Origin of the sequence: Lentzea sp. NPDC004782 (assembly GCF_040609115.1) — a bacterium.
Classification (GTDB): Bacteria; Actinomycetota; Actinomycetes; order Mycobacteriales; family Pseudonocardiaceae; genus Lentzea.
This window is the reverse complement of the sequence record NZ_JBEXJN010000104.1, coordinates 1-18,009: the sequence shown is the minus strand read 5'-3', so window position 1 is coordinate 18,009 and position 18,009 is coordinate 1. Positions and strand designations below refer to the sequence as shown.

Here is an 18,009-nt window from a genome sequence, read left to right as displayed (position 1 = left end):
TTGGCGCTCTTGGGTCGTGCTGTTGGGGCTCCTTATACGACTTTTGGGTTATGAAGGCGCCCTTCATCCACGGCAAGGGTCGCGCTTGGCCGGGCGGAACAAGATGGAAAGACTCGAGGTCGTGATGTCGGGGGCCGGTGAGCAGGAGGCGGCGTGATCAAGGTGTTGCTGGCGGACGACCAGGCGCTCGTGCGGGGCGCGTTCGCCGCGATGCTGGGACTGGAGCCCGACATCGAGGTGGTGGCCGAGGTCAGCGCGGGTGACGAGGTCGTCGCCGCGGCCCGGCGCACCACCCCGGACGTCGCGTTGCTCGACGTGCAGATGCCCGGCAAGGACGGTCTGAGCGCCGCCGCCGAGCTGCGCGAGGTGCTGCCGAGCTGCCGGGTGATCGTGTGCACGACGTTCGGGCGGCCCGGCTACCTGGCGCGGGCGATGGCGGCGGGCGCGGCCGGGTTCGTGGTGAAGGACGCCACGCCGGAACAGCTGGTCGACGCGGTGCGGCGGGTGCACGCCGGGTTGCGGGTGGTGGATCCCGTGCTGGCGGCCGAGTCGCTCGCGACGGGACAGAGCCCGCTGACCGACCGGGAACGCGACGTGCTGGCCGTCGCCAGGGACGGCGGCACGGTGTCCGACCTGGCCAAGGCGCTGCACCTGTCCGAGGGCACGGTGCGCAACCACCTCAGCGCCGCGATCGGCAAGACCGGTGCGCGGACCAGGGCCGAGGCGGTCAAGGTCGCCGAGGACAGCGGCTGGCTGTGACCGGCGCACCCGTCAGCTGAGCAGCTCCGCGACGTGCACCAGCCGGTCCCCCGGCCACGACTGCCGCAGGCCGCCGTGGAACTCCACGCCGGACGTCACGTCGGCCACCTGAGCGACCGGCCCGATCGAGCCGTACAGCCGCACCAGGTCGCCGGGCACCAGCTCGTCGGCGCGTTTCACGCCGACGTTGCGCGCCGCGGAGGCCGGCCTGAGCCGCGTGACCAGCAACCACCAGAACCCGCCGCACAGCACCGGAACCACGAGCACCAGCACGCCCGCGGCCACCGGGTGCGCACCGACCAGCACGGCCGCGGCGACCAGCGCCCACAGCAGGCCCACCAGCGCGGCGACGTGGATCGAGCTCACCGGGTGCTCGCCGACCTGGAGCCAGCCCGTCGTGCGCACCCAGCCGCCCTCGGTCAGGCCACGCGGCCGCGTGCCCTCCGCTGTGCCCTCCTCCGGGCCGGGCTCCGGATCGAGCACCACCGGCGTGCTGAACAGGTCGATGCCGTCCTCAGTCCGCACGACGCCACCTCAGCTGCCCCTTGGCGTTGCGGGCGCAGACCAGTTCCTGGCCGTTCGGGCCGGTCTTCCGCGCGCCCTCCTTCAAGCACATCTTGCCCAGCCAGAGGTTGGTCCACGAGTCGTCAGGCGTCGTCGTGGTCACCTCCGGAGGCCGCGGAGGTTCGGAGGACACCGGTGGCGCCGTGGTCGTCGTGGTGGCCGGAACCTCGCTGGAGGACGACGGCGAACTGGACGTCGTGCCCGCCGCTTCGATCCGGGTGCAGGCGGCCGCCCACAGACCGCGCTGCTCCTGCCGGGCCGCGTACTCGACCGGCCCGAGCTCGTCGCGCGACGAGAGGTCCGCCGGTGCCATGCCGTCGTGCACGATGGTCTGCGCGTAGTCCGCACCGTCCGGCAGGCGCACGTCGACCACGATCCGGTCGCTGTCGGAGTCGACGTCCTTCCTGACGGTGAGCCGCACGGTCTTGTCCCGCAACAGGGTCTGCGCGGTGGCGAGGGACTGCGGCAGCCAGCAGTCCGCGATCCGCCCCACCCCCGCGACCCGCGCGTGGAACACCAGCCCGGTGGCCGCTTCCACACCGTCGAACACGTCCACATCGGACACCGTGTGGACGGTCACCTCGAACGAGTCACCCCGGTGCACGGCCGTGTCGTGTCCGGCGTTCCCGTGCTCCCGCGGGGGCGGGGCGCCCAGGAACCCGGCCGCACCGGTGGTGGCCAGCGCGGTGAGCACACCGAGGCACAGGACGGCGATCCTCGCGCGCTGGTTCGCGCCCCACCAGAAACGGCGGACGGGCCCCGGACTCGGCGTCGGGGCGGCGGACTCGGCTGGGCTCGTCAATGGAGATCCTGGCGTGTGGACAACGGTTGCCGAGGCAGTGTTGTCGCTGTTGAGTGGAGCGTCAAGAACGGGGCAGGTTCAATCCATTCTCGCCCGATGTTTCACCGGAACGGGCCTTGTGATTGCGGCCGCGCACACCTGCGGGAGGAGTGCGCGGCCTGGTCGGAGCCGTTACGGGGTCAGGTTGAGCGTCCAGCTGTCGAGTGTGCCGACGTCCTGCGCCGCCAGGTCGCGCACGCGCAGCTTCCACGTGCCGTTGGCGGCCTCGCCGGACAGGTTGACGGTGTAGGTCTGGTTGATGTCGTCCGCGCTGCCGCCCGTGCGGTTGTGCAGGGTGTACGACGAGCCGTCCGGTGCGATCAGCGCCACGGTCAGGTCACCGATGTACGGGTGCACGATGTGCACCTCCACCGCGGAGCTCGCCGACGGCGTCGCGGAGCACCCGGAGATCACGACGTCGCTGTCCACCGCGGCGCCCGCGTCCGGGATGGCGACGTCGTTCGGGTTCGTGCCGGTGCAGCCGCTGCCGGTACCGCCCGTGACGGTCAGGGTGAAGGTCGCGGTGCGGGTCACCGAACCGGCCGCGGTGATCGTGACCGGGTAGGTGCCGTTCGCCGCCGACACCGCGGTGCTGATCGTCAGCGTGGAGCTGCCGCCGGTCGTCACCGTCGCCGGGCTGAACGAAGCCGTTGCGCCGGAAGGCAGTCCGGACACCGACAGCTGCACGGTCTCCGCGTTGCCGCTCACGGTCTGCGTCTGCACGGTGGCCGACGCCGGCGACCCGGCCGTCACCGAACCGGAAGCGGGCGACACGGCGACCGAGAAGTCGGAGACGAGGATCGCCGACTTCCACAGGGTGTAGGCGATGCCGTCGATCGCGCGGTCGAGGTGGGTGTCGCTGATGTTGGCCGTGGTGTCGCAGGCGCGGTGGTAGCACGGGTCGAACGCGCTGCCCGCCGTCCCGCCCCACTTGGCGGCCTGGGCCGACGTCTTGGTGGCACTGGCGCCCGTCGCGTACCCGGACGCCGGGATGCCCGCGTTGGTGAAGGAGGCGTCGTCGGAACGGTTGCGACCCTCGGTGTTCTCCTCCGGCCGCAGGTTCAGCGAGTCCCAGTACGCCTTCATGAACGCGGACTGGGCGCTGTTGATGTTGTTGATGAAGTAGCCGCCGTTGACCGAGGCGACCATGTCGAAGTTGTAGTACGCCTTGATCTTCTGCCGCTCGGCCGCCGGCAGCTGCGAGACGTAGAAGCGCGAGCCGAGCAGGCCCTGCTCCTCGTCGGTCCACCAGCCGAAGCGGACCTTGTTCACCATGGCCGGGTTCGTCCGCGCGAGCACGAGCGCGGTCTCCAGCAGCGACGCGGAACCCGAGCCGTTGTCGTTGATGCCCGGACCGGCGGACACGCTGTCGAGGTGGGCGCCGAACATGTAGACGTTGTTCGCGTTGCCGCCCGGCCACTCGGCGATCACGTTCGGACCGGCGCCCGTGGTGCACCCGGACGTGCAGGCCTGCTCGGTCACCGCGTACCCGGCCGCGGTGAGCTTGTCCTTCACGTAGGCCACCGACGCCCGGTAACCGGCCGTGGTGGAACGCCGGGTGCCGCCGTTCTGCGTCGCGATCGCGTTGAGCCGCGCCAGGTGCTGCTTGACCGCCGCCACGTCGATGTCGGGAATCGGGCTGCCGGTCCCGACGGTCAGGGTGTAGGTCGCGGTCTTCGTCGTGCTGCCCGCGGCCTGCACCGTCACGGGGTAGGTGCCGACCGGGGTGGACGCGCTGGTGGAGATCGTCAGCGTCGAGCTCGCACCGGTCGTGACCGAGGCCGGGGCGAACGACGCCGTCGCACCGGACGGCAGCCCGCTCGCGGTCAGCGCGACGGACTGGGTCTGCCCGCCGGTGGTCCGCGTCTGCACGGTCGCCGTCGCCGCCGAACCCGGCGCCACCGAACCGGAAGCCGGTGACACGGCGACGGAGAAGTCGTCGGCGGGCGTGCCACCGAGGTTCAGCGACCACGAGTCGATCCGGCCGACGTCGTTGGCCGCGTTGTCGTTGACCCGCAACTTCCACGTGCCGTTGGACGTCTCGCTCGACAGGTCGACGGTGTAGGTCTGGTTGATGTTGTCCGACGAACCGCCGGAACGGTTGTGCAACGGGTAGGCGGTGCCGTCCGGGGCCACCAGCTCCACCAGGAGGTCACCGATGTAGGTGTGCACGATGTTCACCGGCACCGTGCTCGTGGCGGACGGGGCCGACGCGCAGCCGGAGATGGTGATCGACGACTCCACCGTGGTGTTGTCGCCGATCGCGACGTCCGTGTCGTTGGTGCCGGAACATCCGGCGAGCGGGGCGGCGGCCGCGGGGACGACCAGCGCCGCCGCGGCGACCACCGTCGCCAGTGCGGTCGAGAGCAGGGATCTTCTTCGCACCTGGGGCTCCTTCGCAGGATTGCCGGGGTTTCGCAGGGTAAAGCCAACGTAATGGCGACGAACCCGCAGGACACCGGGCCGTTCGGAGGGTCGCCCTCACCGTTGACGATCTCCCGCGCACCACGTACTCCTGGCGCGTGAGGTTCTGGCGGATCGGTGTAGTCCTGGCGCTCGGACTGGTCGTGCTGACCAGCCCGGCGCGCACCGAGTCCAGCGGCGGCGTGCGCGTGCTGCCGCTGGGCGACTCGATCACCGACGGGTTCACCGAACCGGGCGGCTACCGGACCGGGTTGTGGCAACGCCTGTCCGGGCACGACGTGGACTTCGTCGGTTCCGCCTCCAGCGGGCCGGCCGGTCTCGGCGACCACGACCACGAGGGCCACCCCGGCTGGCGCATCGACCAGCTCGACGCGGGCATCGTCACGTGGATCCGCTTGGCCCGCCCCAGGACCGTGCTGCTGCACGCGGGCACCAACGACCTCAACCAGAACCACGACGTCGCCGCCGCCCCGGCCCGGCTCGGCGCGTTGGTCGACAAGATCCGCTCCCTCGCTCCGCTCGCCGAGGTGTTCGTCGCCCAGATCACCCCGATCCCCGACGACGCCGTGCTGGAGGGGCGCGTCCGCGCGTTCAACGCGGCTCTTCCCGCGGTCGTGGCACAACGAGGGCCGCGAACCCACCTCGTCGACATGCATTCCGGGTTCTCCCCGGCCGACCTGGAGGACGGCGTGCACCCGACCTCGGCCGGCTACGCCACGATGGCGGACCGCTGGGCGGCCGCGCTGGAGTCGGTGCCGGACAGCCTCACTCCCCTGCTCGCCCCTCCGGTCGACGCGCCCGCCGTGCTGGCGAACCCGCGATCCCTGCGGTGCCTGGACTTCGGCCGGGTCGCCGACTGCGACGGCCGGCCGAGCCAGACGTGGGTGCGCACCGCCGCCGGTGAACTGCGTGCTTCGGACGGGCGGTGCCTCGACGCCTCGGCAGCCGCCGTCCGGGCGTGCGACGGGTCGCCCGGACAGCGCTTCTCCTTCTCCCCCGACGGTTCGGTCGTCGCCGGGTCCGGCGGGTGCCTGGACGCGGTCAGCCGGTTCGCCGGCTGTCGAGGCACGGGCGACCAGCGTTGGTCGGTCCGCTGAGCACCCATGCCACCGCATTTCTTTTAGTCAACACTGAAACTATGGAGACAACGAAGTATCGTGGGCATATCGAAAACCGGATACGCCGTGGCAACCGGCGCGCGACTTGACTGGGCGCATGCTTGACACGTGGCAAGAATGGGTCGGTACCGAGACCGGTGTGGTCGCGCTCTCGGTGCTGTCGCTGCCGGCGGCCGCGCTGGCCGCCGGACTGCTCGGCCGGCGCCGCAGGATGCGCGGCGTTCCGGCACCCTGGCGAACGACGCTGGCCGAGGTCGGCCTGATCTACGGAACCGTGCCGTGGGTGCCGCTGACCCTGTTGCCGGGCGAGCGGGAAGCACACGGCACCGTCATCCTGGTGCCGTTCACCGACCTGGTCACGATGGACCGCGGCCAGATCATCGGCAACCTGCTGCTCTTCGCGGCGCTGGGGTTCTTCGCCCCGCTGCGGTTCCCGGTGCTCGCGTCACTGGGCCGGGTCGTGGCGCTCGCGGCGGCCTGCTCGACCCTGATCGAGGTCCTGCAGTACGTGCTGCTGCTGGACCGGGTGTCCTCTGTGGACGACGTGCTGCTCAACACCACCGGTGCCGGGCTGGCCGCGCTCCTGTCGTACCGCTGGTGGCGCAGCCCGGCACCGTCCGCGCTCACCGGTCCCGACCGGCTCCAGCGGCTGGGACCGCGGTGAACATGCGCGGCGCGGCGAACCCGTGCCGCGCAAAGGCTTCTGCCACGCACCGCTCGACGTCCGCACGGATCCGGGCCGGTACCAGCGCGATCGCGGAGCCGCCGAACCCGCCGCCGATCATCCGCGCACCCAGCGCACCGGCGTCCTCGGCGGCCTGCGCGGCCACGTCGAGCTCGGCGCACGACACCCGGTAGTCGTCCCGCAGGCTCGCGTGCGAGGCGCTCAGCAGCGGCCCGATCTCCTCGTACCGGTCTTGCCGAAGCAGCTCAACGGTTTTCAGCACCCGCGCGTTCTCGGTGACCACGTGCCGCACGAGCGGCTGCAACCGTTCCGGCAGCCCGGCCTCGGTGTCGAGGTCGCGCACCGCCGGGACGTTCCGCAGCCGTGCGGCCTCCTCGCAGCCCGCACGGCGTTCGGCGTACCCCGACTCGACCAGCGAGTGGCTGACCCGCGTGTCGATCACGAGCACCTCCAGGCCGTGCCGGGCGGCGTCGAACGGCACCTGCTCCTGCCGTCCCGTCCGCACGTCCAGGAACAGCACGTGCGCCTCGGTGCAGCACAGCGACGCGGTCTGGTCGAGCAGTCCGGTCGGGGCGCCGACGAAGTCGTTCTCGGCCTGCTGCACCCACTTGGCGACGTCGCTCGTGGACGCCTCCCGCTCCGCCAGGCCGAGCAACGCGAGCGCGGTGGCGACCTCCAGCGAGTGCGACGACGACAGACCGGACCCGTGCGGCACGTCGCCGGTGATCACCAGGTCGGCGCCGCCGGTGATGCCCTGCTGCCGCAACACCCACGCGACACCGGCGGGGTACGCCGTCCAGTCCCGCGGGCTTCCCGGTTCCAGGTCGGCGAGCCGCAGCGGCGGGGCCGTCGCCGAGCCGCTCGCCAGCGTGAGCACGCCGTCCTCGCGCGGTGCGGCGGCGACCCACGTCCGTTGCGGGATCGCGAACGGCAGCACGAACCCGTCGTTGTAGTCGGTGTGCTCACCGATGAGGTTGACCCGGCCGGGCGCCGACCACACGCCCGTTGGCGCGACTCCGTGCAGACGCTGGAAAGCCTCAGCCGCGTTGTTCGATCCTGTTGAGTTCATACCGCCCGATCCGACGCCGTCGTAGCTTGCCGACGGTGAGGATGCCGGGACGACCACCTTTTGACAATGTTGGTTCTTGATTAAAGGCGTTGAGTAGTCAGTTCGCGCTCGTCGCGGTCCGCCAGTTCGGCCACCTCGTGCGCACCGTTGCGCGCCACCGCGATCACCACCAGCGTCACCAGCGCGAACGCCGGGTAGACCCAGCCGAGGGCCGACAACCAGCCAGGACGGCTGATCGTCCAGATCGTCGGCTGCCGGTCCAGCTGGAACGCGATCACGTCCCAGAACATGACCGGACACCACAACGCGAGCAGGGTGTTGCGCGCCCACGGTGCAATGCGCGCGTGCACCAGCCACACCAGCAGCGGCGCCACCCACACCCAGTGGTGGTCCCACGAGATCGGCGACAGCAACAGCCCGAGGAACTGCACGGCCAGCACGCCGATCAACGCGTCACCCGCCCGCACGGCAGCACGCAGGGCGAACAGCGCCAGCACCACCGAGATGGCCGCCGCGACCAGCCACGGCCAGGACAGGCCCACGTCGTGCCCGAGCGAGCGGGACAGCGCCCCGCGCAACGACTGGTTGTGCGCGGTCGCGATCGGGCCGACCCGGTCCGCGTCGCCCAGCAGCTCGAACCAGTACTTCCTGGCCTGGTCGAAGTCCACCAGGAAGCCGAGCCCGGCGGTGGCGGCGAACGCGGCCACCGACCAGCCCGCGGCCGCCCACCGCCGGGAGGCGAGGAAGTACAGGCCGGAGATCGCCGGGACGAGCTTCACGCCCGCCGTCAGGCCGAGGCCGGCACCGGCGGTCCGCTGGTCGCGCGCCACCATCGCGGCGAGCACGGCCGCCGCCAGCACCAGGTTGATCTGGCCGAACTCGAACGTGTGGAAGACCGGCATCATCCACAGCAGCACCGCGGTCCACAGGATCGCCCGCTGCCGCCACAGCCGCGCGCCGGTCGCCCAGGCCTCGCCCGCGACCAGCCGCAACGCCACCCGCACCATCCAGTACAGGCACAGCACCGACAGCAGGCGGAAGCTCCACTGCGCGAGACCCCAGGACATCCAGGTCATCGGCAAGAACACCAGCGCCCCGAACGGCGGGTAGGTGAACGGCAGCGGGAAGTCCGGCGGCGAATGCGGCGAGACCACCTGGTACAGGTCGCCGTCGAGCACGTGCGGGGCCAGCGACCAGTACACGTACAGGTCGATCGACTCGTTGCCGAAGCCGGTGACGATGATCCACGTGCGCGCCACCGCGGAGATCACCAGCAGCCACGGGGCGATGGCGAGCAACCGTCGTTCCAGCTTCACAGCGCGACCTCCGAACGTTGTGCCGCGTGCAGCAGCCGGGGCATCACCGCCAGGGTGAGCATTCCGAGGGCCGGGTACACCCAGCCGAGCGCGGCGAGCGGCCACGGCCTCGGAATCTCCCAGATGGACGGTTGCTGGTGGATCAGGAACGTGATCACGTCGGAGCCGGTCACGACCACCCAGGCCACGCCGAGTGCGATCCGGCCCGGCCGTCTTGCGCCGTAAGCGGTCCAGAGCACCAGCGGGATGATCCACAGCCAGTGGTGGCTCCACGAGATCGGCGAGACCAGCAACCCGAACAGCTGCACGGCGACCACGGCTGCCAGCTCGTCACCCGCCCGCACCGCCGCGCGCAACGCGAGCCACGTCAGCACCCCGGACACCGCGACCGCGAGCAACCACGGCCACGACGCCTGGACGTCAAATCCGAGTGAACGCGACAACGCGCCGCGCAACGACTGGTTGATCGCCGACCCCACCGGCCCGACCCGGTCGGCCGCGCCGAGCAGCTCGAACCAGTACCGCCACGAGTCCGAAGCAGACACCAGGAAACCCAGCGCGACGGTGATCGCGAAGCCCGCCGCCGACCACGCCGCCGCGGTGAACCTGCGCGTGGCCAGGAAGTACAGCACGGAGATGCCCGGCGTCAGCTTCAGCCCGGCACCGGCACCGACACCGAGCCCCGCCACCGACTGCCGCGTCGCCACCATCGCCGCGAACACGCCGGCGACCAGCACGAGGTTGATCTGTCCGAAGTCGAGGGTCTTGCGCACCGGCTCGCACCACAGCGCAATCGCGGTCCACAGCAACGCCCGGCGCGACCACCTGAGGTCGTACGGCTCCCCCGCCCCGGCGGCCAGCAGCTTCAGCGCCGTCCGCACCAGCCACCACAGGCAGACCAGCGACAGCACCTGCCAGACGATCCGCGCGGCGAGCCACGGCAGCGCCGAGAGGGGCAGGAACACCAGCGCCGCGAACGGCGGATAGGTGAACGGCAACGGGAAGTCGGCCGTGAACGGCAGGTTGATGTCGTAGAGCCGGTCGGTGAGGACGTTCGGCGCGAGGCTCCAGTAGACCTTGAGGTCGATCATGCCCCAGTCCGCCGGGTTGCCCAGCGTCCACGCGTAGCTGCCCAGGGACAGGCACAGCACCAGCGGCGCGAACCTCAGCACCCGGTTCTCGAGCTCAACCACCGGTGCCTCCCACCAGTTGCGGGGCCTGGACGGGCGGCGACTGCAGCAGCGACCGTCCGACCCACACCCCGGCCGCCACCGTGGCGGCCAGGTACGGCCACCACACCCACGGGTTCATGTTGTCGTAGGTCCAGCGCCAGACGATCGTGCCGTCCGGCAACGTGACCAACACCATCCACACCGAAACCCCGGCCAGGACGGCGATCCAGCGCTCCTTCCAGGCGAACGCGGCCGCCAGGGCGAGCGACCAGGTGAAGTACCAGGGCAGCACGGACGGGGCGAGCAGCGACGCCGCGAGCAGGGCGAGGGCCGCGCGGCGGACCGCGTCCACCCCGCCTTCGCGCGCGAGCCACCACTGCCGCACGAGAACCCCGGCGAGCACGACGACACCGGCCGCGCGGAAGAACCCGAGGAAGCCTTCGCGGGTCCACCCGGGAACGTGCGTGCCGATCGAGTAGAAGAGGATTTCCGCCGCGGCGCAGGGCAACGACATCCACGTCAGCAAGGGAGTCTGCGACTTCAGCACGCCGATCCAGCCGAGGCCGACGCCCGCGGCGGCGGTGGCCGCGGCGAAGGCGGCGACGAACACCGCGCCACCGGCACCGGCCGACATCAGGAAGCGATGCCGTGCCGGCCCGGTGAGCCGCGCGGCCCACACCCAGACGAGGAACGGCACGACCAGGAACGCGGTCGCTTTCACCGCCGTGGCCAGCGCGAGGAAGGCGAACCCCCGAAGGTGCTTGTGTTCCAGCACGTGCAGCACGCCCACGGCCATCAGCCCGACCATGAGGATGTCGTTGTGCACGCCCCCGATGCCCAGCGCCAGCACCAGCGGATTCGCGACCGCGAGCCACAACGCGACGTTGGCGCGCCCGCCGAGGTGCCGGGTCAGCCGGGGGATCGCCCACGTCAGCAGCGCCAGTCCGGCCAGCACCGCGACCCGCATGAAGATCGCGCCGAGGATGACGTTGTCACCGGTGAGGAAGACGGTCACCTTGCCCAGCAACAGGAACAGCGGACCGTACGGCGACGGCGCCTCCTGCCACAGCCCCGCCACGTTGCCCCGCAGCGGAAGGTCCAAAACGGACGCACCGCGCGCGTACGGGTCGAACCCGCGCAACGCCACCGCGCCCTGCGCGAGGTAGCTGTAGACGTCCCTGCTGTACAGCGGCGGCGCGATGACCAGCGGCGCGGTCCACGCCGCCGCCGCCACTGCGACCGTGCGGCCACCGGCGGAACCCGTGAGCACCAGGCGCCCGAGCCGCACCCACGACAGCACCATGAGCCCCAGCCCGGCGAACAGGACCATGAACGCCAGGTCGTGGCCGTGGCCGTACCTGATCGCGTTCAGCACCGTGCCGCTGAGCAGCGGGTCCCTGCGGACGGTCGCACCGGCCCCCAGACCGCCGGCCGTGAGCATCGTGGCGCCCACGACACCGGGCCACAGCATTCGTCGCGGAATTCGCCGGAGCAGGCCCAGCCATCCGTTCACAACTGGATCCACCCTCTTGAACACGCACCACGGATGCACACCGGAACCGGCTTTCCCGATGCAATCAGACGGCGGTGCCGCGATCCAGGAAGAAACGGCGGCAGGATTCACGCACAACTTCTGCCGGTACTTCCACCGGCCGGCCCGCCGATAGACTCCAGCCCGGGGCCAGGGGGAATCGGTATGGATCGCACGTTCGGCGAACTGCTGCGCGGCCATCGGGCCGCGCTGGGACTGACCCAGCAGGCACTGGCGGAGAAAGCCCGGCTCAGCGAACAGGCCATCGGCGCGCTGGAACGCGGTGACCGCCGTTTTCCGCAGGCCGCCACGATGGATCTGCTGGTCGCGGCACTCGGCCTGACGGAATCCGAGCGCGAGGAGTTCGTCCGCGCCGGATCACGCAGGGGCCGGCCTCGGCAGAGCCGGACGCCGGCACCCAGACAGCTGCCCGCCGACATCGAGCACTTCACCGGCAGGTCGGACCAGACGGAGCTCGTCGCGGGAATCGTGCGGGACCGCGCCACGGCCGGTCTGGTCGCGATCACCGGCATGGGCGGGGTCGGCAAGACCTCGCTGGCCGTGCACGCGGGTCATCTGGTCGCCGCGGATTTCCCGGACGGTCAGCTCTACGTCGACCTGCAGGGGCACGGGGCGCGCGAGCCGGTGCCACCGCTGGCGGCCCTCGGGCTGTTCCTGCGCGCGCTCGGCGTGCCGGGCGAGGACGTGCCCGGTTCGGTCGCGGAGGCCGCCGCGCGGTTGCGCACGGAGCTCGCCGGTCGGCGGATCCTGCTGGTGCTCGACAACGCCGCCGACTCCGAGCAGGTCACGCCGTTGCTGCCGGGCACGTCCGGTGCGGCGGCGATCATCACCAGCCGCCGGGCGTTGCTCGCCGTTCAGCACGCCCGGCAGGTGCACCTGGACGTGCTGGCCGAGCCGGACGCGCTCGCGTTGCTGGCGGCGAGCGCACCGCGGGTGGTGGACGAACCGGAAGCGGCCGCGGAAGTGGTGCGGCGTTGCGGCGGACTGCCGCTGGCGGTGCGGCTGGCCGGGGCACGTCTCGCGGCCCGGCCCGCGTGGCCCGTGGCGCACCTCGCGGAACGGCTGGCCGACGCGGAACGGCGGCTGGACGTGCTCGACGAGGACGAGTGCGGCGTGCAGGCCTGTTTCGCGTTGTCGATCGACCTGCTGGCGGCCGGCGACGCCGCGGCGTACGCACTGCTGGCGTGGCCCGACGTGCCGGACCTGTCCGTCACTGCGGCGGCACGCGTGCTCGACCACGACGAGGAGGAGACCGAACGGCTGCTCGAACGGCTGACCGGCGCGTGCCTGCTGGAGGCGGCAGCGCCCGGTCGCTACCGGCTGCACGACCTGCTGCGCGTGTACGGCGCCGGTCTGGCGGACGAGACCGCGCGGTCAGCGGCGCTGACCCGCCTGCTGGAGCTGTACGGGGCCGTCGCGTGGCAGAGCCTCGCGCTGGCCAACCCCGGTTCCCCGGTCCACGCCCTGGCACCGGCCCCTCGTCCCGCGCCGGAGTTCACCGACGCCGACACCGCGTTCAGGTGGCTGGACGGCCAACGGCCCCACCTGCTCGCGGCGGTGCACCAGGCCGGTTCGGGCGCGCCGGTCGTGAGCCTCGCGTTGGGGTTGTTCGAGTTCTACCGCACGCAGGGGCTGTGGCGGGACTGGCGGGACGTGTGCGAGGCCGCACTGCGCGAGCCCGGCGACGACCTGAGGCGCGCGTGCCTGCTGCTCGACCTCGCCGTGGCGGAGGCGGAGCTCGCCCAGCGCGGTGGCGGCGACTTCTCCGCCGCGCTGCGGCACGTCGAGGACAGCGTCGCCGTGTTCGAAGCGCTCGGCGACGAGGCGATGACCGGCAGGGCGTTGAACAACGCCTGTTACGTGCACCGGTTGAGCGGGGCGTTCGACCGGGCGATCGGGTACGGCGAACGGGCGCTCGCGCTGGCGCACCAGGGCCGGTCGCGCGGCTTGACGCTCGTCAACCTGGCCGAGATCCACGGCCTGATCGGCGATCGCGTCACCCAGCAGCGTCATCTCGCCGACGCCATCGCGATCTTCGAACCGATGGACGACGCGCACGGCATGGCGTACGCCCTGGTGGTGCTCGGCCTCGCGCAACGGGCCGATGGACGGCTCACGGACGCCATCGCGAGCCTGAAGCGCAGCGCCGAGCAGTGGCGCCGGATCGCCGACACGCCGAGTGAGGTCAACACACTGATCGACCTGGGCGAAACCCTGCTGGCCGCAGGCCGACCCGACGCCGCCCGCGAGGTCCTGACCGGCGCGCTCGCGCTGATCCCCCGCTACGGCGACCCGGTCAGGGAGCAGAAGGCCCGCGCGCTGCTGCGCCGGGCGTGACGTCGTCGAGGCGGACCAGCTGCGCGCGCGGGTACTTCCGGCCCGGCACCGGCACCGGCGACCCGGTGAACGAAACCGGCGTGCCCGCCAGCAGCAGCGTCAGTCCCTCGGGCAGGTCGTCGCGCGAGACGAACCAGGACCCGCCACGCGTGTCCGTGATGAACCCGTGCGACTCCCCCGACCGCCACGTCGCCACCGTGCCGCGCCGACGGCCGCGAGGCGCGCCCACGGGTGAGGCGACCGCCTGGGAGGACCGCACGAACGGGCTCCGCAACGGGTGTTCCGGCAGGTCGGAGGGCGCGAACAGGGCGTCGAACCCGGGGGTGAACGGCGTCGCGGCCCGCAGCGGCGCGGCCGTGCGCGGGGTCCACGAGGGCGCGCGGTCGATCGTCCGCACGTCGACCACCGGCACGATCACGTGCACGCCTCGCGCGGTCAGCCTGGCGACGAGCGGCGCGAAGTCGGCGTCGCCGGTGAGCAGCACGACCCACTCCAACGGCACGGTGGTCGCCCGGTCCCACGCCTCCAGCGCCAGCTGGACGTCGACCCCCTTCTCCTTGCCGCCGTGCAGCGGCAGGTCGTGGCGGGTGATGCCGGCGGCGGCCAGCGCGGCGTCGAAGGAGGCGGCCGGGGTGTCGATGCGGCCGCGGACGTAGTGCGCCTCGGCGACCACGCACTCGTCGAGCGGGCGTCCGGTCTCGGTGTGGACGAACCAGCGCAGCGCGTCGTGCAGACCGTCCAGCGCGATCCGCGCGGCCCGCGGGTGCGCGGTCGCGTAGAAGTCGCTGAGGTACGCGAACCACGTGCCGTCGTAGAACACGCCGATGCGGACGATCTTCCCCATCGAACGGACATTACCTGCCGGGCGGGACCGCGGCAGGCACCGCGGTCCCCACCGCCATCAGGAGCTGACCCGCACGTCCGCGACGGCACCGTGCCAGAAGTCGGCGTTCTGGCCGCCGAACTTGGCCCGGCCCACCGCGAGGCCGCCGGTGCTGACGATCGCCGGCCCGGCCGGTGCGGTCGCGACCAGTGCACCGTCGAGGTAGAGCCGGATCTCGCCGCCTCTGCGCTCTCCCCTCAGCTCGTACCAGCGGCCGAGCTCCGGTGTGATCTCGTACCGCGCCCGGTTGCCGCCGGGTGTGCTGAACGCGAACGCGCCCTGCCCGTACTGCAGGTAGAAGGGGTTCTCCCGCTCCCGGCCGTCCTGGCTCACCGCCGTGGCGTAGTTGCCGGGCAGCTCGTCCAGCCGCACCCGTGCCGACACCGCGTAGTCGCCGGTGGTGTCGACGACCGGGCCGTAGGTCTCGGCTGAGCCGTTGTTGAGCTCCAGTGCGCCGTTGGCCCACTTCGCGCCGGTCGGGCTGAGCCGCAGCGGGTTGCCGCCGCCGCTGGAGTCCTTCGCCACCGCTCCCCCGGTCTCGTCGAGCTTCCACTCGCCGCGTCCCGCGTACGGGTACGGCTTGCCCGCGTTCGCCCCGGCCTCGATGACGCGGCGGTTGATCTCGCGGACCGGGCCGGGATCGACCTTGATGCGCTTGCGGTCGTAGGTCCAGAACCCGTTGAGCTCGTTCTCCAGGTCGGTGACCTGCGTGTAGACCGACGCGGACAGCTCTGCGCGCGCCTGGCCGAGGTAGAACGTGCGGGTGTTGTCGACGTACTTCGCGGTCAGCGCCGCCTTGTCCGCCACACCGCTGTAGATGTTCGCCGGCGCGCCCGGCCACTGGTGTCCCGGCGTGCGCAGCGTGAAGCCGCCGTGCTCGCCGTCCATCACCACACGCCGGCCGTCCGGGCGGGCCGGGTCGGTGTTGTTGTAGTCGTGGTGGTCGATCACGTCGCCCTTGCCGGAGTCGCCCTTGGAGGCACAGCAGTTCACGCCGCTGTGCGCGTTGACGACCCGGCTCGGGTCGGCGGACTTGACCTCCTCGGTGATCCGGCCGGTGACGGTGCGGTCCCACTCACCCCAGCCCTCGTTGAACACGATCCAGGCGAAGATCGACGGCGAGTTGTGCAGCTGCTTCATCATCTCGCGGTTCTCACTGAGGAACGCCTGTTGTGACACGGGGTCGTCACCGTCCTCGACGGACACGAAGTCCTGCCACACCAGCAGTCCCAGCCGGTCCGCGTGGTAGTACCAGCGGGCCGGTTCGCCCTTGATGTGCTTGCGGACGGAGTTGAAGCCGAGGTCCTTCTGCGCCTTGAGGTCGAACGCGAGCGCGTCGTCGCTCGGCGCGGTGTTCAGACCGTCCGGGAAGAAACCCTGGTCCAGCATCATGAGGCTGAAGACCGGTTGCCCGTTGAGCGTGAGCTTCTTCTGCCCGCCGACGTCCGCGACGCCGATGGACCGCATGCCGAAGTAGCTCTTCACCCTGTCGGCGCCGAGCCTGATCTCCAGCTGGTACAGGTACGGGTCGTCCGGCGACCACAGGTGCGGGTCCGCAACCTTGAGCGACAGGTTCTCGTTGGCAGGACCGGAAACCGTGCCGACCTGCCTGCCCCGCGCGTCCTTGGCGACCGCCGTGACGGTGGCGCTGGAGGTGGAGGAGACGGTGAGCGACAGCGAGCTCGTGGCGAGGTCCGGCGTCATCTTGAGCTCGTCGATCGCCTTGTCCGGCACCGGTTCCAGCCACACGGTCTGCCAGATGCCCGACGACGGCGTGTAGAAGATGCCGCCGGGATCGCGCGACTGCTTGCCCTTCGGCTGGTTCGGGCCGGTCGTGTCGGTGACCGCGACGACGATCTCCTGCTCGCCACCGCGTTCGAGCGCATCCGTGATGTCCGCGCCGAACGCCGTGTAGCCGCCGGAGTGCTCGGCGACCAGCTTGCCGTTCACCCACACCCTGGCCTCGTGGTCGACCGCGCCGAAGTTGAGCTTCACCCGTTGCCCGGACCAGTCGCGCGGCACGGTCACCGTGCGGCGGTAGAACATGTGGTCCTCGTGCCGTTCCAGCCCGGACAGCTGCGACTCGATCGGGAACGGCACGATCACGCGTTCCGGCAGCCGTTGCCCGAACACCGGCTGCTGGCCGGCTTTCGCGCCCGCGAACTCCCACGGACCGTTGAGGTTGAGCCACTTCTCGCGTTCCAGCTGCGGCCTCGGGTACTCCGGCAACGGGTTGCGCGGGTCGGCCTTCTCACCCCACGGCGTCCGGAGGCGTTCCGTCGACCCGTTCGAGACTGTGCGCGCGGTCTTCTCGATCTTCGTGCCTCCTGCGGTGAGCTGTCCCGCGCCGTCGTAGAACAGCCGGACCCGTTGGCTCTTCAGCACTTTCTCGCTCAGCCGGACGGTGAGGCGGTCGCGGTTCGCGGTGACCAGGTCGACCGGCATGGGTGTCGCGTCCACGTCGACCCTCAGGTGCGCCTTCAGGTCGGCGACGCCGGTGACGCGGCCGTCGAACTCCGCCGTCAGCACCCGCCCGTCGCCGGAGATCTGCGCGGTGCGCGGGACGACCCGGAAGTCCGCGGGCGGCGTGAACGCGGACTCCGGCACGATCTGCTTGGGAGTGAACGCGCTCGACCAGCGCAGGAACATGTCGGCGCCACCGGTGTCCTGGAACATCTCCAGCCGGAAGTCGTACTGGCGCCCGGCGGTCAGCGACACCGGCGCGCTGGTCTGCTCGCGGTCCCAGTCACCGACCCAGTGGTCGATCACGGGGTTCCCGTCGACGAACAGCCGGAAACCGTTGTCGCCGATGGCGTGGAACGTGTAGTCGCCGGTCCGCGGCACCGCGATCCGGCCGGTCCAGCGCGCCGTGGTGTGCTCGGTGCGGCCGGCCAGGAAACCGAACACCGAGGTCAGGTCCGGGTGGTTCACCTCGGCGTCCAGCACGGTGCCCGCGAGCGTCGCGAAGTCCCGCGCACCCGGCGCCGACATGCTGAAGTACTCGCCCTTCAGGCCGTGCACGGGCTCGGCGGCGCCCGCGGGTGGTGTGCCGGGCGCGACGCCCAGCGCCAGCAGCAGCGCGACGAGGGCGGAGGCGGGTTTTCTCATCGGCGAGGTCCCCTTCGTTTTACAACGTTGTAAGAGCGCTCCCATCTATCCAGGCACAGGCTCGGAACGCCGAGCTACCTCCGATCGGAGGTATCGGCCATGTCAAACAGGACAAGTTCACCGCACCCCATGAGAGCGCGCCCATCAGCTCGACGTCGCTTGATGAACGGCGCTTTTGTCC

General features: G+C 71.2%; 13 protein-coding genes. 4 read left to right on the top strand and 9 right to left on the bottom strand.

Features of this window, described 5'->3' with window-relative positions; translation table 11 throughout:
* Window positions 1-153: 153 nt before the first annotated feature.
* Complete coding sequence (locus tag ABZV40_RS44415) at window positions 154-759, top strand: response regulator transcription factor (protein WP_355456004.1); 606 nt, start codon at window positions 154-156, stop codon at window positions 757-759.
* 12 nt (window positions 760-771) lie between these two features.
* Here ABZV40_RS44415 and ABZV40_RS44410 read toward each other — a convergent pair whose 3' ends face one another.
* The 3 genes from ABZV40_RS44410 to ABZV40_RS44400 form a co-directional block, all read right to left on the bottom strand.
* Window positions 772-1,284: a hypothetical protein gene (locus ABZV40_RS44410; RefSeq protein WP_355456002.1), complete on the bottom strand. Its 513-nt coding sequence runs from the start codon at window positions 1,282-1,284 to the stop codon at window positions 772-774.
* The gene (locus ABZV40_RS44405) at window positions 1,274-2,125 is read right to left on the bottom strand and encodes a thermonuclease family protein (RefSeq protein ID WP_355456000.1); all 852 of its coding nucleotides are present in this window, start codon (window positions 2,123-2,125) and stop codon (window positions 1,274-1,276) included. The genes ABZV40_RS44410 and ABZV40_RS44405 overlap by 11 nt, the downstream gene beginning before the upstream one ends.
* 171 nt (window positions 2,126-2,296) lie before the next feature.
* Window positions 2,297-4,549 (bottom strand): M28 family peptidase, encoded by a 2,253-nt coding sequence (locus ABZV40_RS44400; RefSeq protein WP_355455998.1) that lies wholly within the window; start codon window positions 4,547-4,549, stop codon window positions 2,297-2,299.
* Window positions 4,550-4,686: 137 nt separating this feature from the next.
* Between ABZV40_RS44400 and ABZV40_RS44395 the strand changes: the two genes are divergently transcribed.
* Window positions 4,687-5,685: a GDSL-type esterase/lipase family protein gene (locus tag ABZV40_RS44395; protein ID WP_355455996.1), complete on the top strand. Its 999-nt coding sequence runs from the start codon at window positions 4,687-4,689 to the stop codon at window positions 5,683-5,685.
* Window positions 5,686-5,803: 118 nt separating this feature from the next.
* Entirely contained in the window at window positions 5,804-6,370 is a 567-nt protein-coding gene (locus ABZV40_RS44390; RefSeq protein WP_355455994.1) for a VanZ family protein, read from the top strand.
* Here the strand turns inward: ABZV40_RS44390 and galK are convergent.
* The 4 genes from galK to mptB form a co-directional block, all read right to left on the bottom strand.
* Window positions 6,330-7,460, bottom strand: coding sequence for a galactokinase (galK, locus tag ABZV40_RS44385; protein ID WP_355455992.1), 1,131 nt, complete (start codon window positions 7,458-7,460; stop codon window positions 6,330-6,332). The two genes, ABZV40_RS44390 and galK, sit on opposite strands and share 41 nt — an antisense overlap.
* A gap of 80 nt (window positions 7,461-7,540) precedes the next feature.
* Window positions 7,541-8,776 carry a glycosyltransferase 87 family protein gene (locus tag ABZV40_RS44380; RefSeq protein WP_355455990.1) on the bottom strand — a complete coding sequence of 412 codons (1,236 nt, stop codon included), beginning with the start codon at window positions 8,774-8,776 and terminating at the stop codon, window positions 7,541-7,543.
* Window positions 8,773-9,969, bottom strand: coding sequence for a mannosyltransferase (locus ABZV40_RS44375; RefSeq protein ID WP_355455988.1), 1,197 nt, complete (start codon window positions 9,967-9,969; stop codon window positions 8,773-8,775). The genes ABZV40_RS44380 and ABZV40_RS44375 overlap by 4 nt, the downstream gene beginning before the upstream one ends.
* Entirely contained in the window at window positions 9,962-11,461 is a 1,500-nt protein-coding gene (gene mptB / locus ABZV40_RS44370) for a polyprenol phosphomannose-dependent alpha 1,6 mannosyltransferase MptB (protein WP_355455987.1), read from the bottom strand. Before mptB ends, ABZV40_RS44375 begins: the two co-directional genes overlap by 8 nt.
* A 183-nt stretch (window positions 11,462-11,644) precedes the next feature.
* Here mptB and ABZV40_RS44365 point away from each other — a divergent pair, with 183 nt between their 5' ends.
* A complete protein-coding gene (locus ABZV40_RS44365; RefSeq protein ID WP_355455985.1) occupies window positions 11,645-13,837 on the top strand; it encodes a tetratricopeptide repeat protein in 2,193 nt (730 codons plus the stop codon).
* Here the strand turns inward: ABZV40_RS44365 and ABZV40_RS44360 are convergent.
* Both ABZV40_RS44360 and ABZV40_RS44355 read right to left on the bottom strand, forming a co-directional pair.
* The gene (locus ABZV40_RS44360) at window positions 13,797-14,681 is read right to left on the bottom strand and encodes an NYN domain-containing protein (protein ID WP_355455983.1); all 885 of its coding nucleotides are present in this window, start codon (window positions 14,679-14,681) and stop codon (window positions 13,797-13,799) included. The genes ABZV40_RS44365 and ABZV40_RS44360 overlap by 41 nt on opposite strands.
* Before the next feature lie 57 nt (window positions 14,682-14,738).
* A complete protein-coding gene (locus tag ABZV40_RS44355; RefSeq protein ID WP_355455981.1) occupies window positions 14,739-17,828 on the bottom strand; it encodes a PA14 domain-containing protein in 3,090 nt (1,029 codons plus the stop codon).
* Between the last annotated feature and the right edge of the window lie 181 nt (window positions 17,829-18,009).

Coding starts and splice junctions, on each gene's coding strand:
- ABZV40_RS44390 (WP_355455994.1), top strand. CDS start 5,804: ATGCTTGACACGTGGCAAGAATGGGTCGGTACCGAGACCGGTGTGGTC.
- galK (WP_355455992.1), bottom strand. CDS start 7,460: ATGAACTCAACAGGATCGAACAACGCGGCTGAGGCTTTCCAGCGTCTG.
- ABZV40_RS44365 (WP_355455985.1), top strand. CDS start 11,645: ATGGATCGCACGTTCGGCGAACTGCTGCGCGGCCATCGGGCCGCGCTG.
- ABZV40_RS44360 (WP_355455983.1), bottom strand. CDS start 14,681: ATGGGGAAGATCGTCCGCATCGGCGTGTTCTACGACGGCACGTGGTTC.
- ABZV40_RS44355 (WP_355455981.1), bottom strand. CDS start 17,828: ATGAGAAAACCCGCCTCCGCCCTCGTCGCGCTGCTGCTGGCGCTGGGC.